The sequence below is a fragment of the Pantoea sp. LMR881 genome (genome assembly GCF_027157825.1).
GTDB lineage: Bacteria > Pseudomonadota > Gammaproteobacteria > Enterobacterales > Enterobacteriaceae > Pantoea > Pantoea haifensis.
Map to the genome: position 1 here is coordinate 1502248 of NZ_JAPVOK010000002.1, position 19773 is coordinate 1522020.

The window sequence follows — 19773 nt, forward strand, 5'->3', positions numbered from 1 at the left end:
ATGAAAAAAATCACGCTCTCGCTGCTGGCGTTAAGTTTGCTGAATGCCAGTGCCGCTTTCGCCGATACCGTGGCAGCGGTTCCGGCAGCCATCGCTACTCATCAAGGCCCGATCCGCATCGCCGTGATCCGCAACCTGGGTTCGGATGACAACACCACGCAATTTGTGGCAGGTGCCATTCAGGAAGGCCGCAAGCTGGGTTTTAAAGTCAGTACTTTCCTCAGCAACGGTGACGATGCCCGATTTCAGGATTTCGTGAATCAGGCGATCAGTCAGAAATATGACGGCATTATCCTGTCGCATGGCAAAGCGCCCTATGCCAGCGATCTGGTAAAGCGCATCGCCGGTTCGGGCATCAAATTGTCGGTGTTTGATACGCCTGTCGACGGCCCGGTAAAGGGCGTAACCGTTACCGCTCAGGATGATGCTTCGCTGGCACAGCTGTCGCTCGGCCAGATGATTAAAGACTTCAATGGCAAAGCGAACATCGTCAAGCTGTGGGTGGCTGGCTTCCCGCCCATGGAACGTCGTCAGGTCGTATATGAAAAACTGCTGAAAGAGAATCCAGGTATTCATCAGCTGGAATCGATTGGTGCCGTTTCTACGGATGTGCAGGGTGATACGGCGAATAAGATAGGGGCAATCCTGGCAAAATATCCGAAAGGAAAAATCGATGCTATCTGGGGCGCGTGGGATGCCTTTAGTCAGGGTGCCTACAAGGCGTTACAGGAGAATGGTCGCACTGAGATCAAGCTGTACAGCATTGATGTTTCTAACCAGGATCTGCAGTTAATGCGTGAGAAAAACAGCCCCTGGGTAGAGACAGTAGCGGTTGATCCAAAAACCATCGGCGCGGTGAATATGCGCCTGGTGGCGAATAAAATCGCCGGAGAAACGACGCCGGCAACCTATGAGTTCAAGGCGGCATCAATTTCTCAGCAGCAGTTGAACAGCCAGCAGGGTGCGGTGAATGTGGCGTCGTTGAACAAGATTGTCCCTGGCTGGGGCAGCAATAACGATTTCGTTGCGCCGTGGTTTGCGACGCTGGAAGCGAAATACAAGAAGTAAGGGTGTCGAATGCGCGCTGTGTTGGATGCAGCGCGCTGATCGCTTACAGCCCTAAAAGCAACTGCCGCTCCAGTTGTGGATCCACCAGCGTCACATGCAGTCCCACCAACCGGACTCCCCTGCCCGCCCGGCGCTCATCCCAGGTTTTACGTGCGACGGCGATCATGTCCTCTTTATTCAGCACCGGCCAGAGGTGCTCCTGTGTCGTCTGCTGAAAATCGTTAAATTTTAACTTCACTCCCTGACGGGCAATTTGCTTATCCGGGCGGATCTGCGTCAGGCGGCGATCAAGCTCAGCGTACAGGTAATCGATAATTTCCAGGCAGGCTTCCCAGCTATCAATATCCTCTGCCAGCGTGCGTTCAACCCCCAGCGATTTCCGCTCACGCTCAACCACCACGCCACGTTCATCAATACCGTGGCTGCGCTCCCACAATACCCGGCCAAATTTGCCAAAGCGTTTGAGCAGCTGGGCTAAATCCGCTTTTTGCACGTCGCCACAGGTATGCAGGCCCATCTCTTCCAGCTTCTTTGCCGAGACTTTGCCCACGCCCGGTATTTTCGCCAGCGGCAGCGTCAGCAAAAAGCCCGGCATTTCCGGCGGCGTAATCACAAACTGACCATCTGGTTTATTCAGATCAGAGGCGATTTTGGCAAGAAATTTAATGGGCGCAATCCCCGCAGAAGCCGTGAGCCGGGTTTCACGAAAAATCGTTGCGCGAATTTCTTTGGCGATTAAGGTCGCAGAGCCGTGACAATGCGTACTGTCAGTGACGTCCAGATAGGCTTCATCAAGTGAGAGAGGTTCAATAAACGCGGTATAGCGAGAAAATATGTCACGGATTTGCGCGGAGGCTTCTTTGTAGGCGTCAAAACGTCCTGGCAACAAACGCAGATGAGGGCAAAGTTTTAACGCCATGCCGGTTGGCATTGCGCTACGCACGCCATATTTACGTGCCGGATAGTTCGCTGTGCTGATCACGCCACGGCGTTCACGACTGCCGCCAATGGCAATGGGAATATCTCGCAGCGTTGGATTATCACGCATCTCAACGGCGGCATAAAAACAGTCCATATCGACGTGAATGATCTTACGCATACTCCCCCAGGCACTGGATAAGTATACAGTCGAAAGCCGCAACTGCAATATTTGTTGCGAACCGCATTAAAGTTTACACATTTCTGGCCGTATTCCTTTAAGCAAATCGCTATTTTCCTGGGCGGTGTCTTGCTAAAAAAACAGACAATGTTAATGTTGCGCAGCGGTAGCGGAGTTATCCGATAATGCAAGCAGAGACGCCTTTATGCGTCATTGTTCTTCTTCACGTCAAGGTATACACAGCATGGGCAAAATCGCACTCCTGTTTGCGATGATTTTGATGCCAGCCCTCAGCATGGCAATGACACCTGAGCCAGTTCAGCAACCGGCACCGGTGAATAAAGAATTAAAGAAACAGTTACTCGGCACACCGGTTTATATTCAGATTTTCAAGGAAGAGCGTACGCTTGAGCTGTACGGCAAGATCGGTAATGAATATCGTCTGCTGGATACCTACCGCATCTGTAATTTTTCTGGCGGCCTCGGCCCGAAACGTCGTCAGGGCGATTTTAAAAGTCCAGAAGGCTTTTATAGCGTTAAGCTGAATCAGTTGAAGCCAGACAGCCGCTTTTATCGGGCAATCAATATCGGCTTTCCCAATCAGTACGATCGCGATCAGGGCTACAGCGGCAACTACTTAATGATCCATGGAGACTGTAAGTCGATCGGCTGTTACGCGATGACTAACGCCTACATGGATGAGATCTTCAATTATGTAAATGCGGCGCTGCGCAATGGCCAGCAGGAAGTGAACATCGGCATTTATCCGTTTCGCATGACTGACAGCAATATGGCGCGTCATCGTTACTCCACTTACGCCAGTTTCTGGCGCGAGCTGCAGCCGGGCTATGCTTATTTTGCTAAATACCATCAGCCGCCTACGGTCAGCGTTACCAGCGGCAAATATGTTATGAACAGCAGCCCGGTGTTAACCAATCCCGATGCTGCGTCCAAATCATTCCTGGCGCTCTCCAAGGCAGAATAACGCCCATTCACCTGGCACGATCCGGTGCCAGGTTTCATTTCCTGTCAGTGGTTGGGTTGCAATCACCGTAACGATGTCATTTGCGGTGGTGTGCTGCTGGAAATCGACCTCAATATCCTGATCAAGCAGCTGAGCACGGCCAAACGGCGCACGACGCGTGATCCAGAACAGATTGGTGGAACAGAAGGCCATTAAGTAGCGCCCGTCCGATAACAGCATATTGAACACGCCTTTTTGCCGTAATTCGCCGGCCAGCTCGCCAATATAGCGAAACACAGCGGGCCAGTTTCCCGGCGTGCGTGGGTAGCGTGTCGCCAGCTTATGCAGGATCCAGCAAAACGCTTTTTCACTGTCAGTTTCGCCAACCGGACGAAAATGACCGGTTTCTAACTGGCGATACCCTTTGAGTTGCCCGTTGTGTGCATAAGTCCAGTTGCGTCCCCAGAGTTCGCGGGTAAAAGGATGGGTATTTTCCAGCGATACCTGCCCGCGATTGGCCTGGCGTATGTGCGCCACCACCGAATGGGATTTGATGGGATAATCCTGTACCAGGCGAGCAATGGGCGAGTTATAGCTGGGCAGCGGATCTTTAAACGTGCGGCACCCTTTATCTTCGTAAAACGTAATACCCCAGCCATCTTTGTGAGGCCCGGTTCCGCCGCCGCGCTGCACCAGACCGGTGAAGCTGAAGCAAATATCCGTCGGAACATTTGCGCTCATCCCGAGCAATTCGCACATAGCAACCGCCTTAAGTTAAGACGCCTCCCGTCTGGCGAGAGGCGAACGCTGTTACTTCACCATCTCTTTTTCAATCAGCAGCATCAGAATATGGATCACTTTAATGTGAATCTCCTGAATACGGTCAGCATAGCCAAAATGCGGCACGCGGATTTCGATATCCGCACTGCCCGCCATTTTTCCGCCATCCTTGCCCGTCAGGGTAATCACTTTCATCCCTTGCGCTCGGGCCGCTTCAATCGCTTTTATGATATTCGCTGAGTTACCTGATGTGGAAATGCCCAGCAGCACGTCACCGGCTCGGCCTACCGCCTCAACGTAGCGCGAGAAAACATAGTCGTAGCCGAAATCGTTACTGACACAGGAAAGGTGACTGACGTCAGAGATAGCAATCGCCGGGTAACCAGGACGGTTTTCGCGATAACGGCCAGTTAACTCTTCTGCGAAGTGCATCGCATCACAGTGCGAGCCACCATTACCGCACGACAGCACTTTTCCACCCGCTTTGAAGCTATCGGCCAGCATCACCGCTGCACGTTGAATCGCATGGATATTGGCTTCATCGCTCAAAAATTTATTCAGCGTATCCGCTGCTTCGTTAAGTTCTGAACGAATAATGTCCTGATACATAGGGATGTCCTTTGGAGGAGAGTTTATCGCAGCAAGTTTAACGGAATGACCGGTCAGCGCAAAGCTCCCTCCCTTCTCCTTCCCGCTTGCGGGGGTAAATTCCTGTTCAGCGTGCTGAGCAAAAATCCTGACAAAACTGATTTTGTGAAGCAGGTTGTAATTGCGATGTAAACGAATTGCTAAACAGAGGCAGCTGTTCTAAACCTCTATCCATAACAGGTCAGACCTCTTACTACTTACGGAGCGGTTCATTATGATGGTTGTTTCGATTCTTGCGACGGTGGTGCTGTTTGGCGCCCTGTTTTATCACCGCATTTCGCTACGGCTGAGCAGCGGCATTTTACTGCTGTGGACTGCTGCGCTGGCCGTTGCTGGCCTGTGGACACCCTGGCTGCTGCTGCCGTTGGCGATAATGCTGCTGCCTTTCAACCTGCCAGACATGCGTCGCAACATGTTTTCAAAACCGATGTTGCACCGTTTCCAGCAGGTGATGCCGCCTATGTCGCGCACCGAAAAAGAGGCCATTGATGCCGGTACAACCTGGTGGGAAGGCGATCTGTTTCAGGGCAAGCCTGACTGGCAGAAACTTCACCGTTATCCCCAACCCCGTCTGACGCCCGACGAGCAAGCGTTCATTGATGGGCCAGTTGAAGAAGCCTGCCGTATGGCAAATGATTTTCAGATTACCCATGAAATGGCCGATCTGCCGCCAGAGCTTTGGGCCTACCTGAAAGAACATCGTTTCTTCGCCATGATCATCAAAAAAGAGTATGGCGGACTGGAATTCTCAGCGTATGCGCAGGCGCGCGTGCTGCAAAAACTGGCAGGCGTTTCCGGTATTTTAGCGATTACTGTGGGTGTGCCGAACTCGCTTGGCCCGGGTGAATTATTGCAACATTACGGCACGGACAAACAGAAAAACCACTATTTGCCGCGTCTGGCGCGTGGCGATGAGATCCCTTGCTTTGCGCTGACCAGCCCGGAAGCAGGCTCTGACGCAGGCGCGATCCCCGATAAGGGCGTGGTGTGCATGGGCGAATGGCAAGGTCAACAGGTGCTGGGCATGCGCCTGACCTGGAACAAGCGTTACATTACGCTGGCTCCGATAGCTACCGTGTTGGGCCTGGCCTTTAAACTCTCCGATCCTGACCATCTGCTGGGCGAAACGGAGTCGCTGGGGATTACCTGCGCCTTGATCCCAACCAACACGCCGGGTGTTGAAATCGGCAACCGCCATTTCCCACTCAACGTGCCGTTCCAGAACGGCCCAACGCGCGGCAAAGATATTTTTGTACCGATCGATTTTATTATCGGTGGGCCAGAAATGGCCGGACAAGGCTGGCGCATGCTGGTGGAATGTTTATCCGTGGGACGCGGGATTACTTTGCCGTCTAACTCTACCGGCAGCCTGAAAAGCGTGGCGCTGGCAACAGGTGCCTATGCACATATTCGTCGTCAGTTCAGGTTGTCCATCGGTAAAATGGAGGGCATTGAAGAGCCGCTGGCGCGCATTGCCGGTAACGCCTACGTAATGGATGCAGCGGCCACGCTGATCACTGCCGGTATTATGCAGGGGAAAAACCTGCCGTTCTGTCGGCCATTGTGAAATATCACTGCACCCATCGCGGCCAGCGCGCCATTATTGATGCGATGGATATTGCAGGTGGTAAAGGCATTATGTTGGGGAACAGTAACTTCCTGGCGCGTGCTTATCAGGGCGCGCCCATTGCCATTACCGTTGAGGGCGCTAACATCCTGACGCGCAGCATGATTATTTTTGGTCAGGGCGCGATTCGTTGCCATCCTTATGTCCTTCAGGAGATGGCTGCCGCAGCCAGCAACGATCTCCGGGCCTTTGATAACGCCCTGTTTAGCCATATCGGTCACGTTGGCAGTAACACCGTGCGCAGCCTGTGGCTCGGTGTCACCGGCGGTCGCACCAGCACCACACCAACGCGGGACGCGACTCGCCGCTATTATCAACAACTGAATCGCATCAGCGCCAATCTGGCCCTGCTGTCCGATGTCTCAATGGCAGTCCTCGGCGGCAGTCTGAAGCGTCGCGAGCGCATCTCTGCACGTTTAGGTGATGTCCTGAGCCAGCTTTATCTCGCTTCAGCAACCTTAAAACGTTACGACGACGAAGGCCGTAATGAAGCAGATCTGCCGCTGGTTCACTGGGGCGTGCAGGATGCGTTGCATCAGGCTGAAAATGCCATGGACGATCTGCTGCGTAATTTCCCCATCGCTTTGTGGCGGGCATGTTGCGTTTGATGATCTTTGCTGGCGGTAAACAGTGTCCGGCCCCGTCAGATCGTCTTGATCATCAGCTGGCGCGCTTGCTGCAACTGCCCTCAGCGACACGTACCCGTTTAGGCCGCGGTCAGTATCTGACCCCCAGCGAGCACAATCCGGCAGGCCAGTTAGAACAGGCATTGCAGGATGTCATGGCAGCGGAAGTGATCCACGATCGCCTGTGCAAACAGACCAAACAGCATCTCTCCTTCACCCGTCTGGATGCGCTGGCTAAAAAAGCGTTTGAACAGGGCCTGATCGATGAAAAAGAGGCAGAAGTGTTGAAACGCGCCGAAATTAGCCGACTGCGCTCAATTAATGTTGATGAGTTTGCAGCAGATGCGCTGGCGGTGCCGGTAAAAGATGAACCGAAGCCGACACGTGCCAGCGAAGCAGCATAATAAACAGGGGCCGATGTCATGTCGGCCCTTTTGTTAAACCGCCTGACGAATACGCGCAATCAGCGCATCAATATCTTCCACATGATCGGCAGCCAGAATCAGCGTGCGCCCCAGCGTAATCGCGCTGCGAATACACTCGGTGCGCATCGCGTCATCCTTGATCAATTTCATGTCGGCAACGTGTGACATGCCCACAGTGCGGCGAATCAGTTCAGTGCCGCAGTAACCAATGGTATCTGCCCATACTTTACGCAGAAAAGCCTGCGCATAGCCTGGATAAGCCAGCGCCACGTCCGTGGTTTTGCTCTCAGCCAGTTCAAGGAAGCGTGTCGCGAACGCCACCCAGACATCATGCGCATCACGCAGGCGCTGTTCACGTGCATCAGCCGCTTCACGCGGGGCCAGCAGGCCCGGCAGGCCACAATAGTTAATCAGCAGGTTGCCAATCGCCGTTCCCACATCAAAGCCAATCGGGCCGAAATAACCAAATTCAGCATCAATCGCTTTCAGGCTGCCATCAGCCACGAAAATCGAGCCGCTATGAATATCGCCATGCAGTAACGCTTCGGCATGTGCAAAAAAGCGATGTTTAAGGCCCGCAACCGCGATGCGTAACGCATCATCGCTGCGCAGGCTGGCAACCAGCGGCTCCAGCACTTCCGGGTATTTATTGCGCTCATGATCGGTATAAGGATCGTTGAAGAAGAGATCTTCAGTGATCTCACACATTTCCGGGTTGATGAAGCGCGCCACTTCCGCTTTTTTCTGGTGCGGATGCAGAATGAAATCGGATGTATGGAACAGGGTCTGTGCCAGATACTCGCCCAGCTGGCGAGACGCTTCCGGGTAAAATACCCCTTTCACCAGTTCACCACGCCAGATGCGATGGCTGGAGAGATCTTCCATCACCATAACCGCCAGATCGGCATCGTAATGCGTAACTGCCACGGTGTGTTGCGGACAATATTTATAGTGTTCAACCAGCGTTTGCGCTTCAAGGCGTGCACGATCCAGCGTCAACGGCCAGGATTCACCGACGCAGCGCACATACGGCAGGGCCTGCTTTACCACAACCCGGCTAATGCCTTGATCATCGTAAATTTTAAATACCAGGTTGAGGTTACCATCACCGATCTCTTCTGCACTCACCAGTGAAGAGGGATCGTTTACCCCACCATACTTTTTGGCATATTCCACAGCGTCAGCAGCGGTGAAGGTACGGTATTGCGACATTGCCCTTTCCTTATCAATCGACAGTAATAAGCCGTTCAGACGTCTATACATCCGCTCAGCATGTTGGCACAATATCCGCCATTAACGCAACATGGATTTCACAGACAATGCAGACACTTCAAACCACCAGCTTACAGGTTCGTGACAATCAGCTCTGGATCCTCGATCAGCAGGCGTTACCGCAGCAAAAAAACTGGCTTCCCGCCCACAGCGTGGCGCAGTTAGTGGATCATATTCATGCACTGCGCGTGCGTGGTGCGCCGCTGATTGGCCTGTCAGCCTCGCTGCTACTGGCGTTGCTGGCAGAACAGGGGCAAACGCGCGACCAACTGGCTCAGGCGCTTGACGTGCTGCGCGCTGCCCGGCCAACGGCGGTGAATTTGATGAACAATCTGGATCGGATGAAACTGGCGCTGGCGCAGGGATCATATGTTGCGGCGCTCAGCCAGGAAGCGTTGCGTCTGGTAGAAGAAGATAAACAGCTGTGTGACAGCATCGCGAAGGCGGGCAGTGCGCTGGTGAAGCCCGGCAGCCAGTTATTGACGCACTGCAACACCGGCGGGCTGGCTACCGCTGGCGTTGGCACTGCACTGGGCGTTATTGCACGCGCGCATCAGCAAGGCAAAGTAGTGAATGTCTGGGTCGGTGAGACACGTCCTTTGTTACAGGGCGGGCGTTTAACAGCCTGGGAATTAGGCGAGTTATCGGTTCCTTATCAACTGATCACCGATTCAATGGCGGCCAGTCTGATGGCCCGCCAGCAGGTTGATGCCATTTGGGTTGGGGCCGATCGCATTGCGGCCAACGGTGATGTGGCAAATAAGATTGGTACTTACAGCCTGGCCGTGCTGGCACATTATCATGGCATTCCGTTTTATGTCGCTGCCCCGCACACCACGCTGGATCGCCTGTGCCCCGATGGCGCAGCGATTCCGATTGAGCAGCGTGCCGCCAGCGAAGTCGCAGGTGTGGCAGGCAGTTTTGGTCACGTGCAGTGGGCCCCTGAAAATGCAGCGGTGACCAATCCGGCATTTGACATGACGCCTGCGGCCCTAATCAGCGGTTGGGTATTAGATACCGGCGTGGTCACGCCCGATGAAGTGGCTGCCGGGATTTTCCAGCCGACATAAGGGTAAGTGCGCGCTGCTTTTAGGGCAGCGCGCAAAGTGCAGCAAACAATTAATCTAACCGTGGATACGCATCTGCAATCTTGTCGCCAGTAAAATTCGCGATCCAGCCTTCCTGATTATCAAAGATACGGATGGCGGTGAAATTCGGTGCCGATCCCATATCAAACCAGTGTGGCGTACCGGCTGGCACGGAAATCAGATCGTTTTTCTCGCACAGGATCTGCAAGATCTCACCGTCCAGGTGCAGACAAAACAACCCTGCCCCTTCAACAAAGAAACGGACTTCATCTTCGCCGTGCGTGTGCTCAGAGAGAAACTTTTCACGCAGCACCGCTTTTTGCGGGTGATCGGCGCGCATGCTGATCACGTCCCAGCTCTGATAGCCCTTCTCCGCTACCAGGCGATCAATCGCATGCTGATAGGCATTAATCACCGTTTCAGCGTCCGGATTGTCGCCCAGATCGCGATCCGCTTCCCAGCGTTCAAACCGCACGCCTTTCGCCTGCAAACGTTCACCAATGGCATCCGCGTCGGTGCTGTGCCACACCGGTTGGCTGGCTTCACTCTCGGTAAAAATCGTCAGTGCACTCATCTCAAATCGACTCCGGGTTAATCTGGGAAAAATTATTCACCTGACGATGACGGCTTTCGCTATCCACGTCGTCACGAATCAACTGCAGGGTGTGCCAGCCCGCTTCTGCTGCTGCATCCAGTTCCTGATGAATATCAGAAAGAAACAGCAGTTGCTCAGCGGGCAGGCCCGTCTGTTCAGCGATATTACGATATGAATTTACTTCGCGTTTGGCGCCAACGTGGGTATCAAAATAGCCGCTAAACACGCCAGTAATATCACCTTCATCGCTGTAGCCAAATAACAATTTCTGCGCGGCAACTGAGCCGGAGGAATAAACGTAGAGCTTCATACCCTGCTGCTGCCAGGCTGTCAGGGCGGGCAGCACGTCAGGATAGAGATGTCCGGTAAAGTTGCCGTTTACGTAGCCGTCACGCCAGATCATGCCCTGAAGGGCTTTCAGCCCGGTGGACTTACGATCTTTGTCCATGAAATCGAACAGGATCGCTGTCAGTGCAGCGAGATCGGCATCAGGTTGATCGACTTCGGCGCGTACGGCATCCAGCGCAGCGGCAACCTCCGGCTGATTATGCCGGTCGCGAATAAAAGCAGCCAGATGCTGGCGGGCATAAGGAAACAGCACATTGTGTACGAAGCGAATATCGCTGGTGGTGCCTTCAATATCAGTGACGATGGCGCGGATCATTTGCTCTCCAGCAGGCGACGTTGGCGTTCGCATTCAAATAAAAATTCCAGACCTTCCAGGTGACGACGGGCTTCGCTGACATCTTTGCCCCAACAGGTCAGACCGTGACCGCGTAGCAGAAATCCATAACGCAATGGAAAGCGTCCGGCATAGTCTTCAATTTCAGACGCCAGCGCGGCGATATCCTGATTGTTATCAAAAACCGGAATGGCGACGGTATTTTCGTGACTGCTTTGGCCAGTCAACGATTTCTGCATTTCGTAGCCATAGAGCAGCAGCGCCGCGCCTTCTTCCACGCGCGACAGTACGGTGGAGTTAACGGTGTGCGTATGTAATACCGCGCCAGCGTCCGGGAACAGACGATAAATCAGAGTGTGCAAACCGGTCTCAGCAGAAGGTTTTCGGCCCGATAGCGCACGGCTGGTAGCAATGTCCACCTGAATAAAATCATCCCGCGTCAGGCTACCTTTATCTTTGCCGGACTCGCTCAACAAACAGAGATGTTCATCCTGGCGAACCGACATATTGCCACCGGTAGCCGGGGCCCAACCTTTGGCGCCAATCCAGTGACACGCGGCAACGAGTTGATCTAACGGGAGAGTGTCCGACATAAAGTTCCTTTCATTGGGTATAAACCCTGAGTGGTTCGCGTTGCAGGAAGAGTTTTAGCCATCTAAGCGTCTCGATTGCCAAATACTAGCATCCTGTTTATAGTGGCAGCAACACAGGGTTACTCCGCAACGACATTCGCGCTTAAGGCCAAAGAACAATGACGCAGCACAACCTGATTCCGGAGAGCAAATTACCTGCACTCGGCACCACCATTTTTACCCAAATGAGCGCACTGGCGCAGCAGCACAATGCGATTAACCTTTCTCAGGGTTTTCCCGATTTCGACGGTCCGCGCTACTTACAGGAACGGCTGGCTTATCACGTCAGCCAGGGCGCAAACCAGTATGCAGCGATGAGCGGCGCACTGCCGCTGCGTGAAGCCATCGCAGCTAAAACCGCAGAGCTTTACGGCTACCAGCCCGATGTGAACAGCGATATTACCGTGACAGCGGGTGCCACTGAGGCGCTTTATGCCGCTATCACCGCGCTGGTGCGTGCCGGAGATGAGGTCATCTGCTTCGATCCCAGCTACGACAGCTATGCGCCCGCCGTGCAGCTGGCGGGCGGTGTACTGAAACGCATCGCTTTGCAGCCCCCGGCTTTCGCGTTGACTGGGACCAATTTAACGGCTTGCTCAGTGATAAAACACGTTTAGTGATCCTCAATACACCGCATAATCCTTCTGCTACCGTCTGGCGAGAAAGTGATTATGCCGCGCTGTGGCAGGCAATTGCCGAACGAGAAATTTATGTCATAAGCGATGAGGTGTATGAGCACATCTGCTTCGCAAAAGAGGGTCATGCCAGCGTGCTGGCGCACAGCGAATTACGCCAACGCGCCATTGCCGTGTCGTCATTTGGTAAAACCTTCCACATGACCGGCTGGAAAGTCGGTTACTGCATTGCGCCCGCTGCCATTAGTGCTGAGATTCGCAAAGTTCATCAGTATCTGACCTTTTCAGTTAATACGCCTGCGCAGCTGGCGATTGCCGATATGCTGCGCCAGGAGCCTGAACATTATCGTGAGCTGCCGGCATTTTACCAGGCGCGGCGCGATCGTTTGATTCAGGGGTTGAGCAACAGCCGCTTTAAGGTGCTGCCGGGTGAAGGCACCTACTTTTTGCTGGTCGATTACAGCGCCATCTCCGGTTTGGATGACGTCAGTTTTTGCCAGTGGCTGACCAAAGAGGTTGGCGTGGCGGCGATTCCGCTGTCGGTATTCTGCGCCGATCCATTCCCGCACAAGCTTATTCGCCTGTGCTTTGCTAAACAGGAAGCGACCCTGGATGCCGCTGCGGAGCGTTTATGTCAGCTTTAAACATTACTGTACTGCAAGAAACGCTGAGCTGGATGGATGGCGAAGCGAACCTGCGCCATTTCGATCGGATCATTAGCGACATCAAAGGACGCGATCTGATCCTGCTGCCGGAGATGTTTACCACGGGTTTTGCGATGGAAGCCGCAAAAAGTTCGCTGCCACAACCCCAGGTGGTTGAGTGGCTCCATAAACATGCCCGCGCCAGCGATGCCCTGGTGGGTGGCAGTGCGGCCATTCAGACCGACAGCGGCGCGGTGAATCGCTTTTTACTGGTCGAACCGGATGGCACGCTGCATCAGTATGATAAACGCCATCTGTTTCGCATGGCAGATGAACACCATCACTATCTGCCAGGCGAGAAGCGTGAAATCTTCACCTGGCGCGGCTGGCGTATTTTGCCGCAAATCTGTTACGACCTGCGCTTTCCTGTGTTTGCCCGCAATCGCAATGACTACGATCTGGCATTGTATGTGGCTAACTGGCCTGCACCGCGTGCGCGGCACTGGCAGGCATTGTTACTCGCACGCGCAATAGAGAACCAGGCTTACGTGGCGGGCTGCAACCGCATCGGCAGCGACGGTAATCAGCATCAATACAGCGGTGACAGCCAGATTATTTCGCCACAGGGTGAAATTCTCAGTGCTGCCGAACCGTTCAAGCCGGCGCGTCTGGATGCCACGCTGTCGCTGGATGAATTAAAGGCTTACCGTGAGCGTTTCCCGGCGTGGCGTGATGCGGATGCGTTCTCGCTATAAGGATGATCTTCTGCGGCCTGATATCTCAGGTCGCGGAAAAGTGCGTTAGCTACCGCGATAGGTCGACCACGACCACGGAGAGATCAGAAATGGCAGGTGGAAATGACTGCCCGCTTCAGCAATAACAAAATCGATCTGCGCGCTGACATAGAGCGCATCACGTCCCGCCACGGCAAAGTAGTCACCAATTTCAGCCGTCAGGCGATAGTGGCCCGGCGCTAACGGTTCTGGCGTCAACTCTTTCAGGCGTCCATCGGTGTCGGTGACGCCTTCAGCAACCGGTAACCATCCTTCCGGGCTGTTTTGCTCCAGAGAGATCGCCACACCGCTGGCAGGTTTACCCAGTGCAGTATCGAGGATATGCGTGGTAATGGTGCTCATGAAAAGCTCTCCTTTAGACGCAACAGGGTAATTTCGCGCAGTTGATCCAGCGTTTCCTGTTGCTCTGTCTGATCATCATTGCCGAGACGGCGCTCTAATTCCGCCAACATTTCTTTGCCGCTGCGCCCTTTGGCTCGAATCAAAAATACCCGACCAAAACGCGCTTCATAATCCCGGTTGCCCTGCAACATGGCCTGCTGTAACGCTTCATCGGCCTGCTGCATGGCAGACTGCTCGTTACGCGACAGTGAGGCTTCTTTACCCGCGCCGCTGACGCGCTCACCAATGCGCGGATGCGCCGATAACGCCAGACGTAAATCCTCGCGTTGCCACTGACGCGCCAGCCGATCGCCTTCTGCAACCAGCGCATCGAGTGACGCATAAGGGCGCGCTGCCACCATTGCCTGCTGCCAGGCAGGGATCGCCACACAATGGGCGAGAGCGGCGTGAGCATCATCTGCTGAAAGCTGATTAAACGTCGCTAATTCCATGCTTATCTCCGTTCAGCAATCTGACAAATCGCCGCTAAAAAAACCTGCACCGCAGGCGCAATATCGTCGGTTTTCACCGCTTCTGCCGGATGATGGCTGATGCCACGTTCATTACGCACAAACAGCATGCCAACCGGCCAGCGTTCAGCGATGGCAATCGCATCGTGTCCCGCCCCGCTCGGCAGGGATACGCTGCGCCCCTGAACCGTTTCAACCGCATGGCTCAACGCCTGCTGTAACTGCGCATCGCAGGCGGTTGCCGCAATGCGGTAATACTCATTTGATTCGAAGGTTAAACCACGGCGCAGCGCGATCGCTTCAGCCTGGGTCAACAATGTAGAAAGCAGTGATTCCAGCGGATTGTCCTGTGGCCCACGGACATCAAGCGACAGGTTCACCTCACCGGGGATCACATTAACGGCACCCGGCGCGCAGCTTAACGTGCCAACCGTCGCCACCAGCTGCGGATCCTGTTCCCGCGTGGCGTGTTCGATAAACACCATCCATTCCGCTGCGGCAGCCAGCGCATCTTTGCGGTGCGTCATTGGGACTGTGCCCGCATGCCCCGCTTCACCCACGAAGCGACAGTTCAGGCGGCGCGCGCCGTTGATGGCCGTCACCACCCCTAACGCCAGATTCTCCTGCTCCAGGCACGGCCCTTGCTCGATATGCAATTCAAGATAGGCAACAATATCCGTTACGTCACGTGCGGCGCTGGCAATCTGCGCGCTGTCCAGTCCGACATCACGCATTGCCTGCGCCACGGTAATGCCGTTTCCGTCGGGATGCGTCACCCAGCTTTCTGGCCAGGTTCCGGTAATACCGCGACTGCCGAGCAGCGTGATGCCAAAACGTGTGCCTTCTTCATCGCCAAAGCCAATAATTTCAATCGCCAGCGGCAGGCGTTGCTGCCGATCGTGCAGCCACTGTACGGTTTCGATCGCGGTCAATACGCCGAGCATGCCGTCATAGCGCCCCGCATTACGCACCGTATCAAGATGCGAGCCGAGCAACAGCGCGGGTGCGCCGCTTTCCGCGGCTTCATAGCGCCCACAAATATTGCCTACGGCATCCTGCCAGACCTGCATACCGGCAGCTTTCATCCACTCTCCTACGCGAGCATTTGCACGCAAATGCTCCGGGGAAAGATAAACGCGGGTTAATCCCTCGGACGACTCGCTGATCTCTGCCAGCGCGTCACAGCGCGCCATGACGCGCGCCGCAGCCGTCTGCGCTTCGCTGGCGTTCATTTTCATGCGTGGCTCCCGTAATGATCCCACGCAGCCTGCGAGGCAGCGCCCTGCGGTGTACGGTAACCCAGATGCGTCAGCACCATTTCCAGCGCAGCCAGCGTTTGCATCACACAATCTTTACGTGCGTTGTACCCCATCGTACCGATACGCCACACTTTGCCGTGCAGAGGACCAAACGAGGTGCCGATTTCAATCGCGAAATCGTCCAGCATCAGCTTGCGTACCCGATCGCCATTGATACCCTGCGGGATCACGACACCCAGCACGTTATTCATTTTGTGTTTCAGATCGCCAAACGTTTCCAGTCCCATGCCCTGAATCCCTTTCAGCAACGCTTCCCCGTGCAGTTTGTGGCGGGCAATGCCGTTATCCAGTCCTTCCTGCAGGATCAATCGCGCGCATTCACGTGCGCCAAACAGCGCCGTGGTGGCTTCGGTATGGTGATTTAATCGTTCAGGCCCCCAGTAATCCATGATCATGCCGAGATCGAAATAGTTGGAGTAGATCATCTCCTGTTCACCATCCTGATGCGCTTCCGTACGGATCCCCTCTTCTACACATTTACGCTTGCGTATCACCGCTTCCATCTGCGGACTCAGGGTAACAGGTGATGTGCCTGACGGCCCACCGAGGCATTTTTGCATGCCGGCTGATACCGCATCGAGTCCCCAGGCATCGGTCTCCAGCGCGTTGCCGCCCAGCGACGCGGTGGCGTCGGTGTAGAACAGCACGCCATATTTTTTGCAGATCTCCCCCAGCTCCGCCAGCGGTTGCAGCATGGTGGTGGAGGTGTCGCCCTGCACGGTTAACAGCAGGCGTGGCTTCACCCGTTTGATCGCATCTTCAACCTGATCCGGTGTGAAAACCTCTCCCCACGGCACCTCAATAGTGTGGACTTCAGCACGACAGCGGCGCGCAATTTCACACAGCAGATGACCAAATCGCCCAAATACCGGCACCAGCACTTTGTCGCCCGGACGGATCGCCGACAGCAGTATCGCTTCGATGCCCGCGCGCGACGTGCCATCGATCAGCATTGTCCAACGGTTTTCCGTGCGGAATACGCCGCGATAGAGTGCCATCACTTCGTTCATATAATGCGTCATGGCGGGATCGTACTGCCCGAGCAACTGGCTCGACATGGCGCGTAGCACGCGCGGATCGGCGTTGATTGGGCCGGGTCCCATCAGCAGGCGTTGTGGTGGATTAAGTTGTGAGAATTGGGTGATATCCATGGTGAATTCCTTGTTAAACACTTAGAGGCGCACGGAAGAGATAAACTGTTTCAGTTCCGGCGTTTGCGGGTTGGCAAACAGCGTCTTGCTGTTGCCCTGCTCCCAGACGCGCCCCTGATGCATAAAGACCACACGATCGCCCACGTCACGGGCGAAGTTCATTTCATGGGTGACGAGGATCAGCGTCATGCCTTCTGCTGCCAGTTGCTCCAGCACTTTCAGTACTTCGCCCACCAGTTCAGGATCAAGCGCCGAGGTGATCTCGTCACACAGTAATACCTTTGGCGTCATCGCCAGCGCCCGGGCAATGGCCACGCGCTGCTGCTGCCCGCCGGAGAGATTAGCCGGATAGTAATCGAGACGTTCACCGAGACCGACTTTCTCCAGCATCTGCGCCGCCAGAGCGCGGCATTCTGCTTCGCTTTTCTTTAAAACGCGGCGCGGTGCCAGCATCACGTTTTCCAGCGCCGTCATATGCGGGAACAGGTTGAAGCTCTGGAACACCATGCCAACGGAGCGACTGATATCCCGCGCCTGTGATTCACGATCGGTGATGGTCATGCCGCCGAGTTTAATGCTGCCTTCCTGATAGCCTTCCAGCCCGTTCATGCAGCGCAGCAGCGTACTTTTGCCCGATCCGCTGCGGCCAATAATTGAAATGACTTCACCCATTTCAATATCCAGATCGACGCCTTTCAACACATGGTTGTCGCCGTAATACTTTTGCACCTGATTAATGGTGATGAGCGGCATTGAATTTTTTCTCCAGATACTGGCTGTAGCGAGACAGCGGATAACACATCAGGAAGTAACCAAGTGCGACCAGGCCAAACACTTTAAATGGCTGATAAGTTACGTTATTCAGGATGGTGCCAGCTTTGGTCAGCTCAATGAAGCCGATAATAGAGGCCAGGGCAGTGCCTTTAATCACCTGTACGGCAAACCCCACCGTAGGGGCCAGACCAATACGGATCGCCTGCGGCGCAATGACGCGCGTTAGCGTCTGACCAAAGTTCAGCCCCAGGCAGCGCGACGCTTCCCATTGTCCTTTTGGCAGGGCGAGAATGCTGCCGTGCCAGATATCCAGCAAAAAGGCGCTGGTATAGAGCGTGAGAGCCAGCGACGCGGCGGTCCAGGGCGCCACGTCAATGCCAAACAGGCCGACACCAAAAAACGCCAGAAACAGCTGCATCAGCAGCGGCGTGCCCTGAAACAGCTCGGTGTAACCGCGGATGATGCGGGTCAGCCATTGACGTTTCAGCAGGCGCATAAACAGCAGCGGTAATGTCACCAGGGTGCCGCCAAAAAAGGCCACCAGCGACAGTAAAATTGTCCAGCGTGCCGCCAGCAGCAGGTTGCGCACGATGTCCCAGTCGGTAAAGCTCGTCATCATGCCTGTACTCCAAACCATTTGCGGCCGATAGCCAGTAGCAACTGACGCATAACAATCGACAGCCCCAGGTAAATCAGCGTGGTCACCAGATAGACCTCAAAACTTAAAAAGGTGCGTGACTGAATCAGGTTGGCGGCGAAGGTGAGCTCCTCATAAGAAACCTGAGAAACCACCGATGAGCCGAGCATCACGATAATGCACTGGCTGACCAGCGCCGGATAAATGCGTTGCAGCGACGGAGGCAGCACAACGCGTAAAAAAGTCTGACTGCGCGTTAAACCCAGTACCCGTCCCGCTTCCCATTGTCCCTTTGGCGTGACCTGAATCCCGGCGCGAATAATTTCAGTGCTGTAGGCACCGAGGTTAATTAACATCGCCAGCAGCGCCGCCTCCCCGCCGTCAGCTTCAGGCCCAGATTGGGTAAGCCGAACACGATAAAGAAGAGTTGCACCACAAACGGCGTATTGCGGATCAGTTCGACGTAGACGCCCCAGGCACGACTCAACCCGCCGGGTTTGCCGCTGCGTAACGCCGCGCCAAAAATGCCGAGGCTGACACCGCCAATGGTGGCAAGTACCGTTAACTGAATGGTGATCCATAAGCCGGAAAGTAATTCCGGCCAGTATGGCCATAATGCAGGAAAATTAAGCTGCCCCACGGTTTCGCCCTTATGCGCCGAGGTTGGCAGGCAGCGGTGCTTTTAACCACTCTTCCGACATTTTGTTCAGCGTGCCGTCTTTGATGCCCTGTTCGATCAGCGCGTTCACTTTCTCTTTTAACGCCGGTTCCTCTTTTTTCAGGCCGATAAAGCACGGCGAATCTTTCAGCATGAACTGGGCAACCGGTGCTTTGGCGGGATTCTGACGGGCGATAGCCGCAACCACCAGATTACCGGTAGCGACATATTCCACCTGGCCTGACAGGTAGGCTGACAGCGTGGTGTTATTATCTTCATAACGTTTTACCTGCGCCTCTTTCGGTGCCACCTCGCTCAGGACCATGTCTTCTACCGCGCCGCGCGTCACGCCAATTGATTTCCCACTCAGTGCCGCCGCATCTTTAATTTCTTCGCCTTTTGGCCCAAAGACGCCCAGGAAGAACGGCGCATACGCATGGGTAAAATCGATGACTTTTTCACGCTCAGCGTTTTTGCCCATGCTGGAAATCACCAGATCGACTTTATCGGTTTGCAAATAAGGTACGCGGTTGGCACTGCTGACTGGCACCAGTTGCAACTTAAGTTTCATCTCTCTGGCGAGGTATTTCGCCATGTCAATGTCATAACCTTGCGGTTGCAGATCGGTGCCTACCGAGCCAAACGGAGGAAAATCCTGCGGCACAGCAACGCGGATCACCCCACGTTTTTGAATATCTTGCAGTTGATCGGCCAGCGCACTTCCCGCCTGAGCCATCAGTAACGCTGCTGTTGCAACCGCTATCAACACTTTTTTCATTATGCACCCCGGTGAGTTTACGTGAA

18 protein-coding genes and 3 pseudogenes are annotated in these 19773 nt (G+C 54.6%); 6 read left to right on the plus strand and 15 right to left on the minus strand.

The genetic code is table 11. From position 1 onward, the window contains the following. On the plus strand, window positions 1–1068 hold the full coding sequence (locus tag O3W44_RS08970; RefSeq protein WP_269292794.1) for a sugar ABC transporter substrate-binding protein: 1068 nt from the start codon (window positions 1–3) through the stop codon (window positions 1066–1068). A gap of 43 nt (window positions 1069–1111) precedes the next feature. Here the strand turns inward: O3W44_RS08970 and dinB are convergent, their stop codons facing one another. Continuing rightward, the gene (gene dinB / locus O3W44_RS08975; RefSeq protein ID WP_269292795.1) at window positions 1112–2167 is read right to left on the minus strand and encodes a DNA polymerase IV; all 1056 of its coding nucleotides are present in this window, start codon (window positions 2165–2167) and stop codon (window positions 1112–1114) included. Between the two features lie 244 nt (window positions 2168–2411). Here dinB and dpaA point away from each other — a divergent pair, with 244 nt between their 5' ends. Beyond that, entirely contained in the window at window positions 2412–3152 is a 741-nt protein-coding gene (dpaA, locus tag O3W44_RS08980; protein ID WP_269292796.1) for a peptidoglycan meso-diaminopimelic acid protein amidase, read from the plus strand. Here dpaA and O3W44_RS08985 read toward each other — a convergent pair. Beyond that, window positions 3123–3890, minus strand: a complete 768-nt coding sequence (locus O3W44_RS08985) for a class II glutamine amidotransferase (RefSeq protein ID WP_269292797.1) — start codon at window positions 3888–3890, stop codon at window positions 3123–3125. The two genes, dpaA and O3W44_RS08985, sit on opposite strands and share 30 nt — an antisense overlap. A 51-nt stretch (window positions 3891–3941) precedes the next feature. Continuing rightward, window positions 3942–4520 (minus strand): D-sedoheptulose 7-phosphate isomerase, encoded by a 579-nt coding sequence (gene lpcA, locus O3W44_RS08990; RefSeq protein WP_269292798.1) that lies wholly within the window; start codon window positions 4518–4520, stop codon window positions 3942–3944. A 253-nt stretch (window positions 4521–4773) separates the two neighbouring features. Here lpcA and fadE point away from each other — a divergent pair. Next, window positions 4774–7216 (plus strand): annotated as a pseudogene (fadE, locus tag O3W44_RS08995) (acyl-CoA dehydrogenase FadE). 33 nt (window positions 7217–7249) lie between these two features. Here the strand turns inward: fadE and mtnK are convergent. Then, window positions 7250–8449 (minus strand): S-methyl-5-thioribose kinase, encoded by a 1200-nt coding sequence (mtnK, locus tag O3W44_RS09000; RefSeq protein WP_269292799.1) that lies wholly within the window; start codon window positions 8447–8449, stop codon window positions 7250–7252. 107 nt (window positions 8450–8556) lie between these two features. Here mtnK and mtnA point away from each other — a divergent pair, with 107 nt between their 5' ends. Then, window positions 8557–9579, plus strand: coding sequence for an S-methyl-5-thioribose-1-phosphate isomerase (gene mtnA / locus O3W44_RS09005; RefSeq protein WP_269292800.1), 1023 nt, complete (start codon window positions 8557–8559; stop codon window positions 9577–9579). A gap of 49 nt (window positions 9580–9628) precedes the next feature. On the opposite strand, the gene O3W44_RS09010 is transcribed toward mtnA, so the two are convergent. From O3W44_RS09010 to O3W44_RS09020, 3 genes are read right to left on the minus strand one after another with little or no spacing between them, the layout of a single operon-like run. Continuing rightward, entirely contained in the window at window positions 9629–10171 is a 543-nt protein-coding gene (locus tag O3W44_RS09010) for a 1,2-dihydroxy-3-keto-5-methylthiopentene dioxygenase (RefSeq protein WP_269292801.1), read from the minus strand. Window position 10172: 1 nt separating this feature from the next. Next, the gene (gene mtnC, locus O3W44_RS09015; RefSeq protein ID WP_269292802.1) at window positions 10173–10856 is read right to left on the minus strand and encodes an acireductone synthase; all 684 of its coding nucleotides are present in this window, start codon (window positions 10854–10856) and stop codon (window positions 10173–10175) included. Then, window positions 10853–11467, minus strand: a complete 615-nt coding sequence (locus O3W44_RS09020) for a methylthioribulose 1-phosphate dehydratase (protein ID WP_269292803.1) — start codon at window positions 11465–11467, stop codon at window positions 10853–10855. Before O3W44_RS09020 ends, mtnC begins: the two co-directional genes overlap by 4 nt. A 224-nt stretch (window positions 11468–11691) precedes the next feature. On the opposite strand from O3W44_RS09020, the pseudogene O3W44_RS09025 reads away from it, so the two are divergent. Both O3W44_RS09025 and O3W44_RS09030 read left to right on the plus strand, forming a co-directional pair. Continuing rightward, window positions 11692–12785: pseudogene (locus tag O3W44_RS09025) on the plus strand (pyridoxal phosphate-dependent aminotransferase). Further along, complete coding sequence (locus tag O3W44_RS09030) at window positions 12773–13540, plus strand: amidohydrolase (RefSeq protein ID WP_269292804.1); 768 nt, start codon at window positions 12773–12775, stop codon at window positions 13538–13540. The pseudogene O3W44_RS09025 and the gene O3W44_RS09030 overlap by 13 nt, the downstream one beginning before the upstream one ends. 45 nt (window positions 13541–13585) lie before the next feature. Here the strand turns inward: O3W44_RS09030 and uraH are convergent, their stop codons facing one another. The 8 genes and pseudogenes from uraH to O3W44_RS09070 form a co-directional block, all read right to left on the minus strand. Continuing rightward, window positions 13586–13921: a hydroxyisourate hydrolase gene (uraH, locus tag O3W44_RS09035; protein ID WP_269292805.1), complete on the minus strand. Its 336-nt coding sequence runs from the start codon at window positions 13919–13921 to the stop codon at window positions 13586–13588. Further along, on the minus strand, window positions 13918–14412 hold the full coding sequence (uraD, locus tag O3W44_RS09040) for a 2-oxo-4-hydroxy-4-carboxy-5-ureidoimidazoline decarboxylase (protein WP_269292806.1): 495 nt from the start codon (window positions 14410–14412) through the stop codon (window positions 13918–13920). The genes uraH and uraD overlap by 4 nt, the downstream gene beginning before the upstream one ends. Before the next feature lie 2 nt (window positions 14413–14414). Next, entirely contained in the window at window positions 14415–15668 is a 1254-nt protein-coding gene (gene hpxK / locus O3W44_RS09045) for an allantoate amidohydrolase (protein WP_269292807.1), read from the minus strand. Beyond that, entirely contained in the window at window positions 15665–16900 is a 1236-nt protein-coding gene (locus tag O3W44_RS09050) for a pyridoxal-phosphate-dependent aminotransferase family protein (RefSeq protein ID WP_269292808.1), read from the minus strand. Before O3W44_RS09050 ends, hpxK begins: the two co-directional genes overlap by 4 nt. Window positions 16901–16921: 21 nt before the next feature. Next, window positions 16922–17653, minus strand: a complete 732-nt coding sequence (locus tag O3W44_RS09055; protein ID WP_269292809.1) for an amino acid ABC transporter ATP-binding protein — start codon at window positions 17651–17653, stop codon at window positions 16922–16924. After that, a complete protein-coding gene (locus O3W44_RS09060; protein WP_269294405.1) occupies window positions 17634–18290 on the minus strand; it encodes an amino acid ABC transporter permease in 657 nt (218 codons plus the stop codon). Before O3W44_RS09060 ends, O3W44_RS09055 begins: the two co-directional genes overlap by 20 nt. Next, window positions 18290–18951: pseudogene (locus O3W44_RS09065) on the minus strand (amino acid ABC transporter permease). The gene O3W44_RS09060 and the pseudogene O3W44_RS09065 overlap by 1 nt, the downstream one beginning before the upstream one ends. Before the next feature lie 10 nt (window positions 18952–18961). After that, window positions 18962–19747, minus strand: a complete 786-nt coding sequence (locus O3W44_RS09070; protein ID WP_269292810.1) for a transporter substrate-binding domain-containing protein — start codon at window positions 19745–19747, stop codon at window positions 18962–18964. Window positions 19748–19773 lie beyond the last annotated feature (26 nt).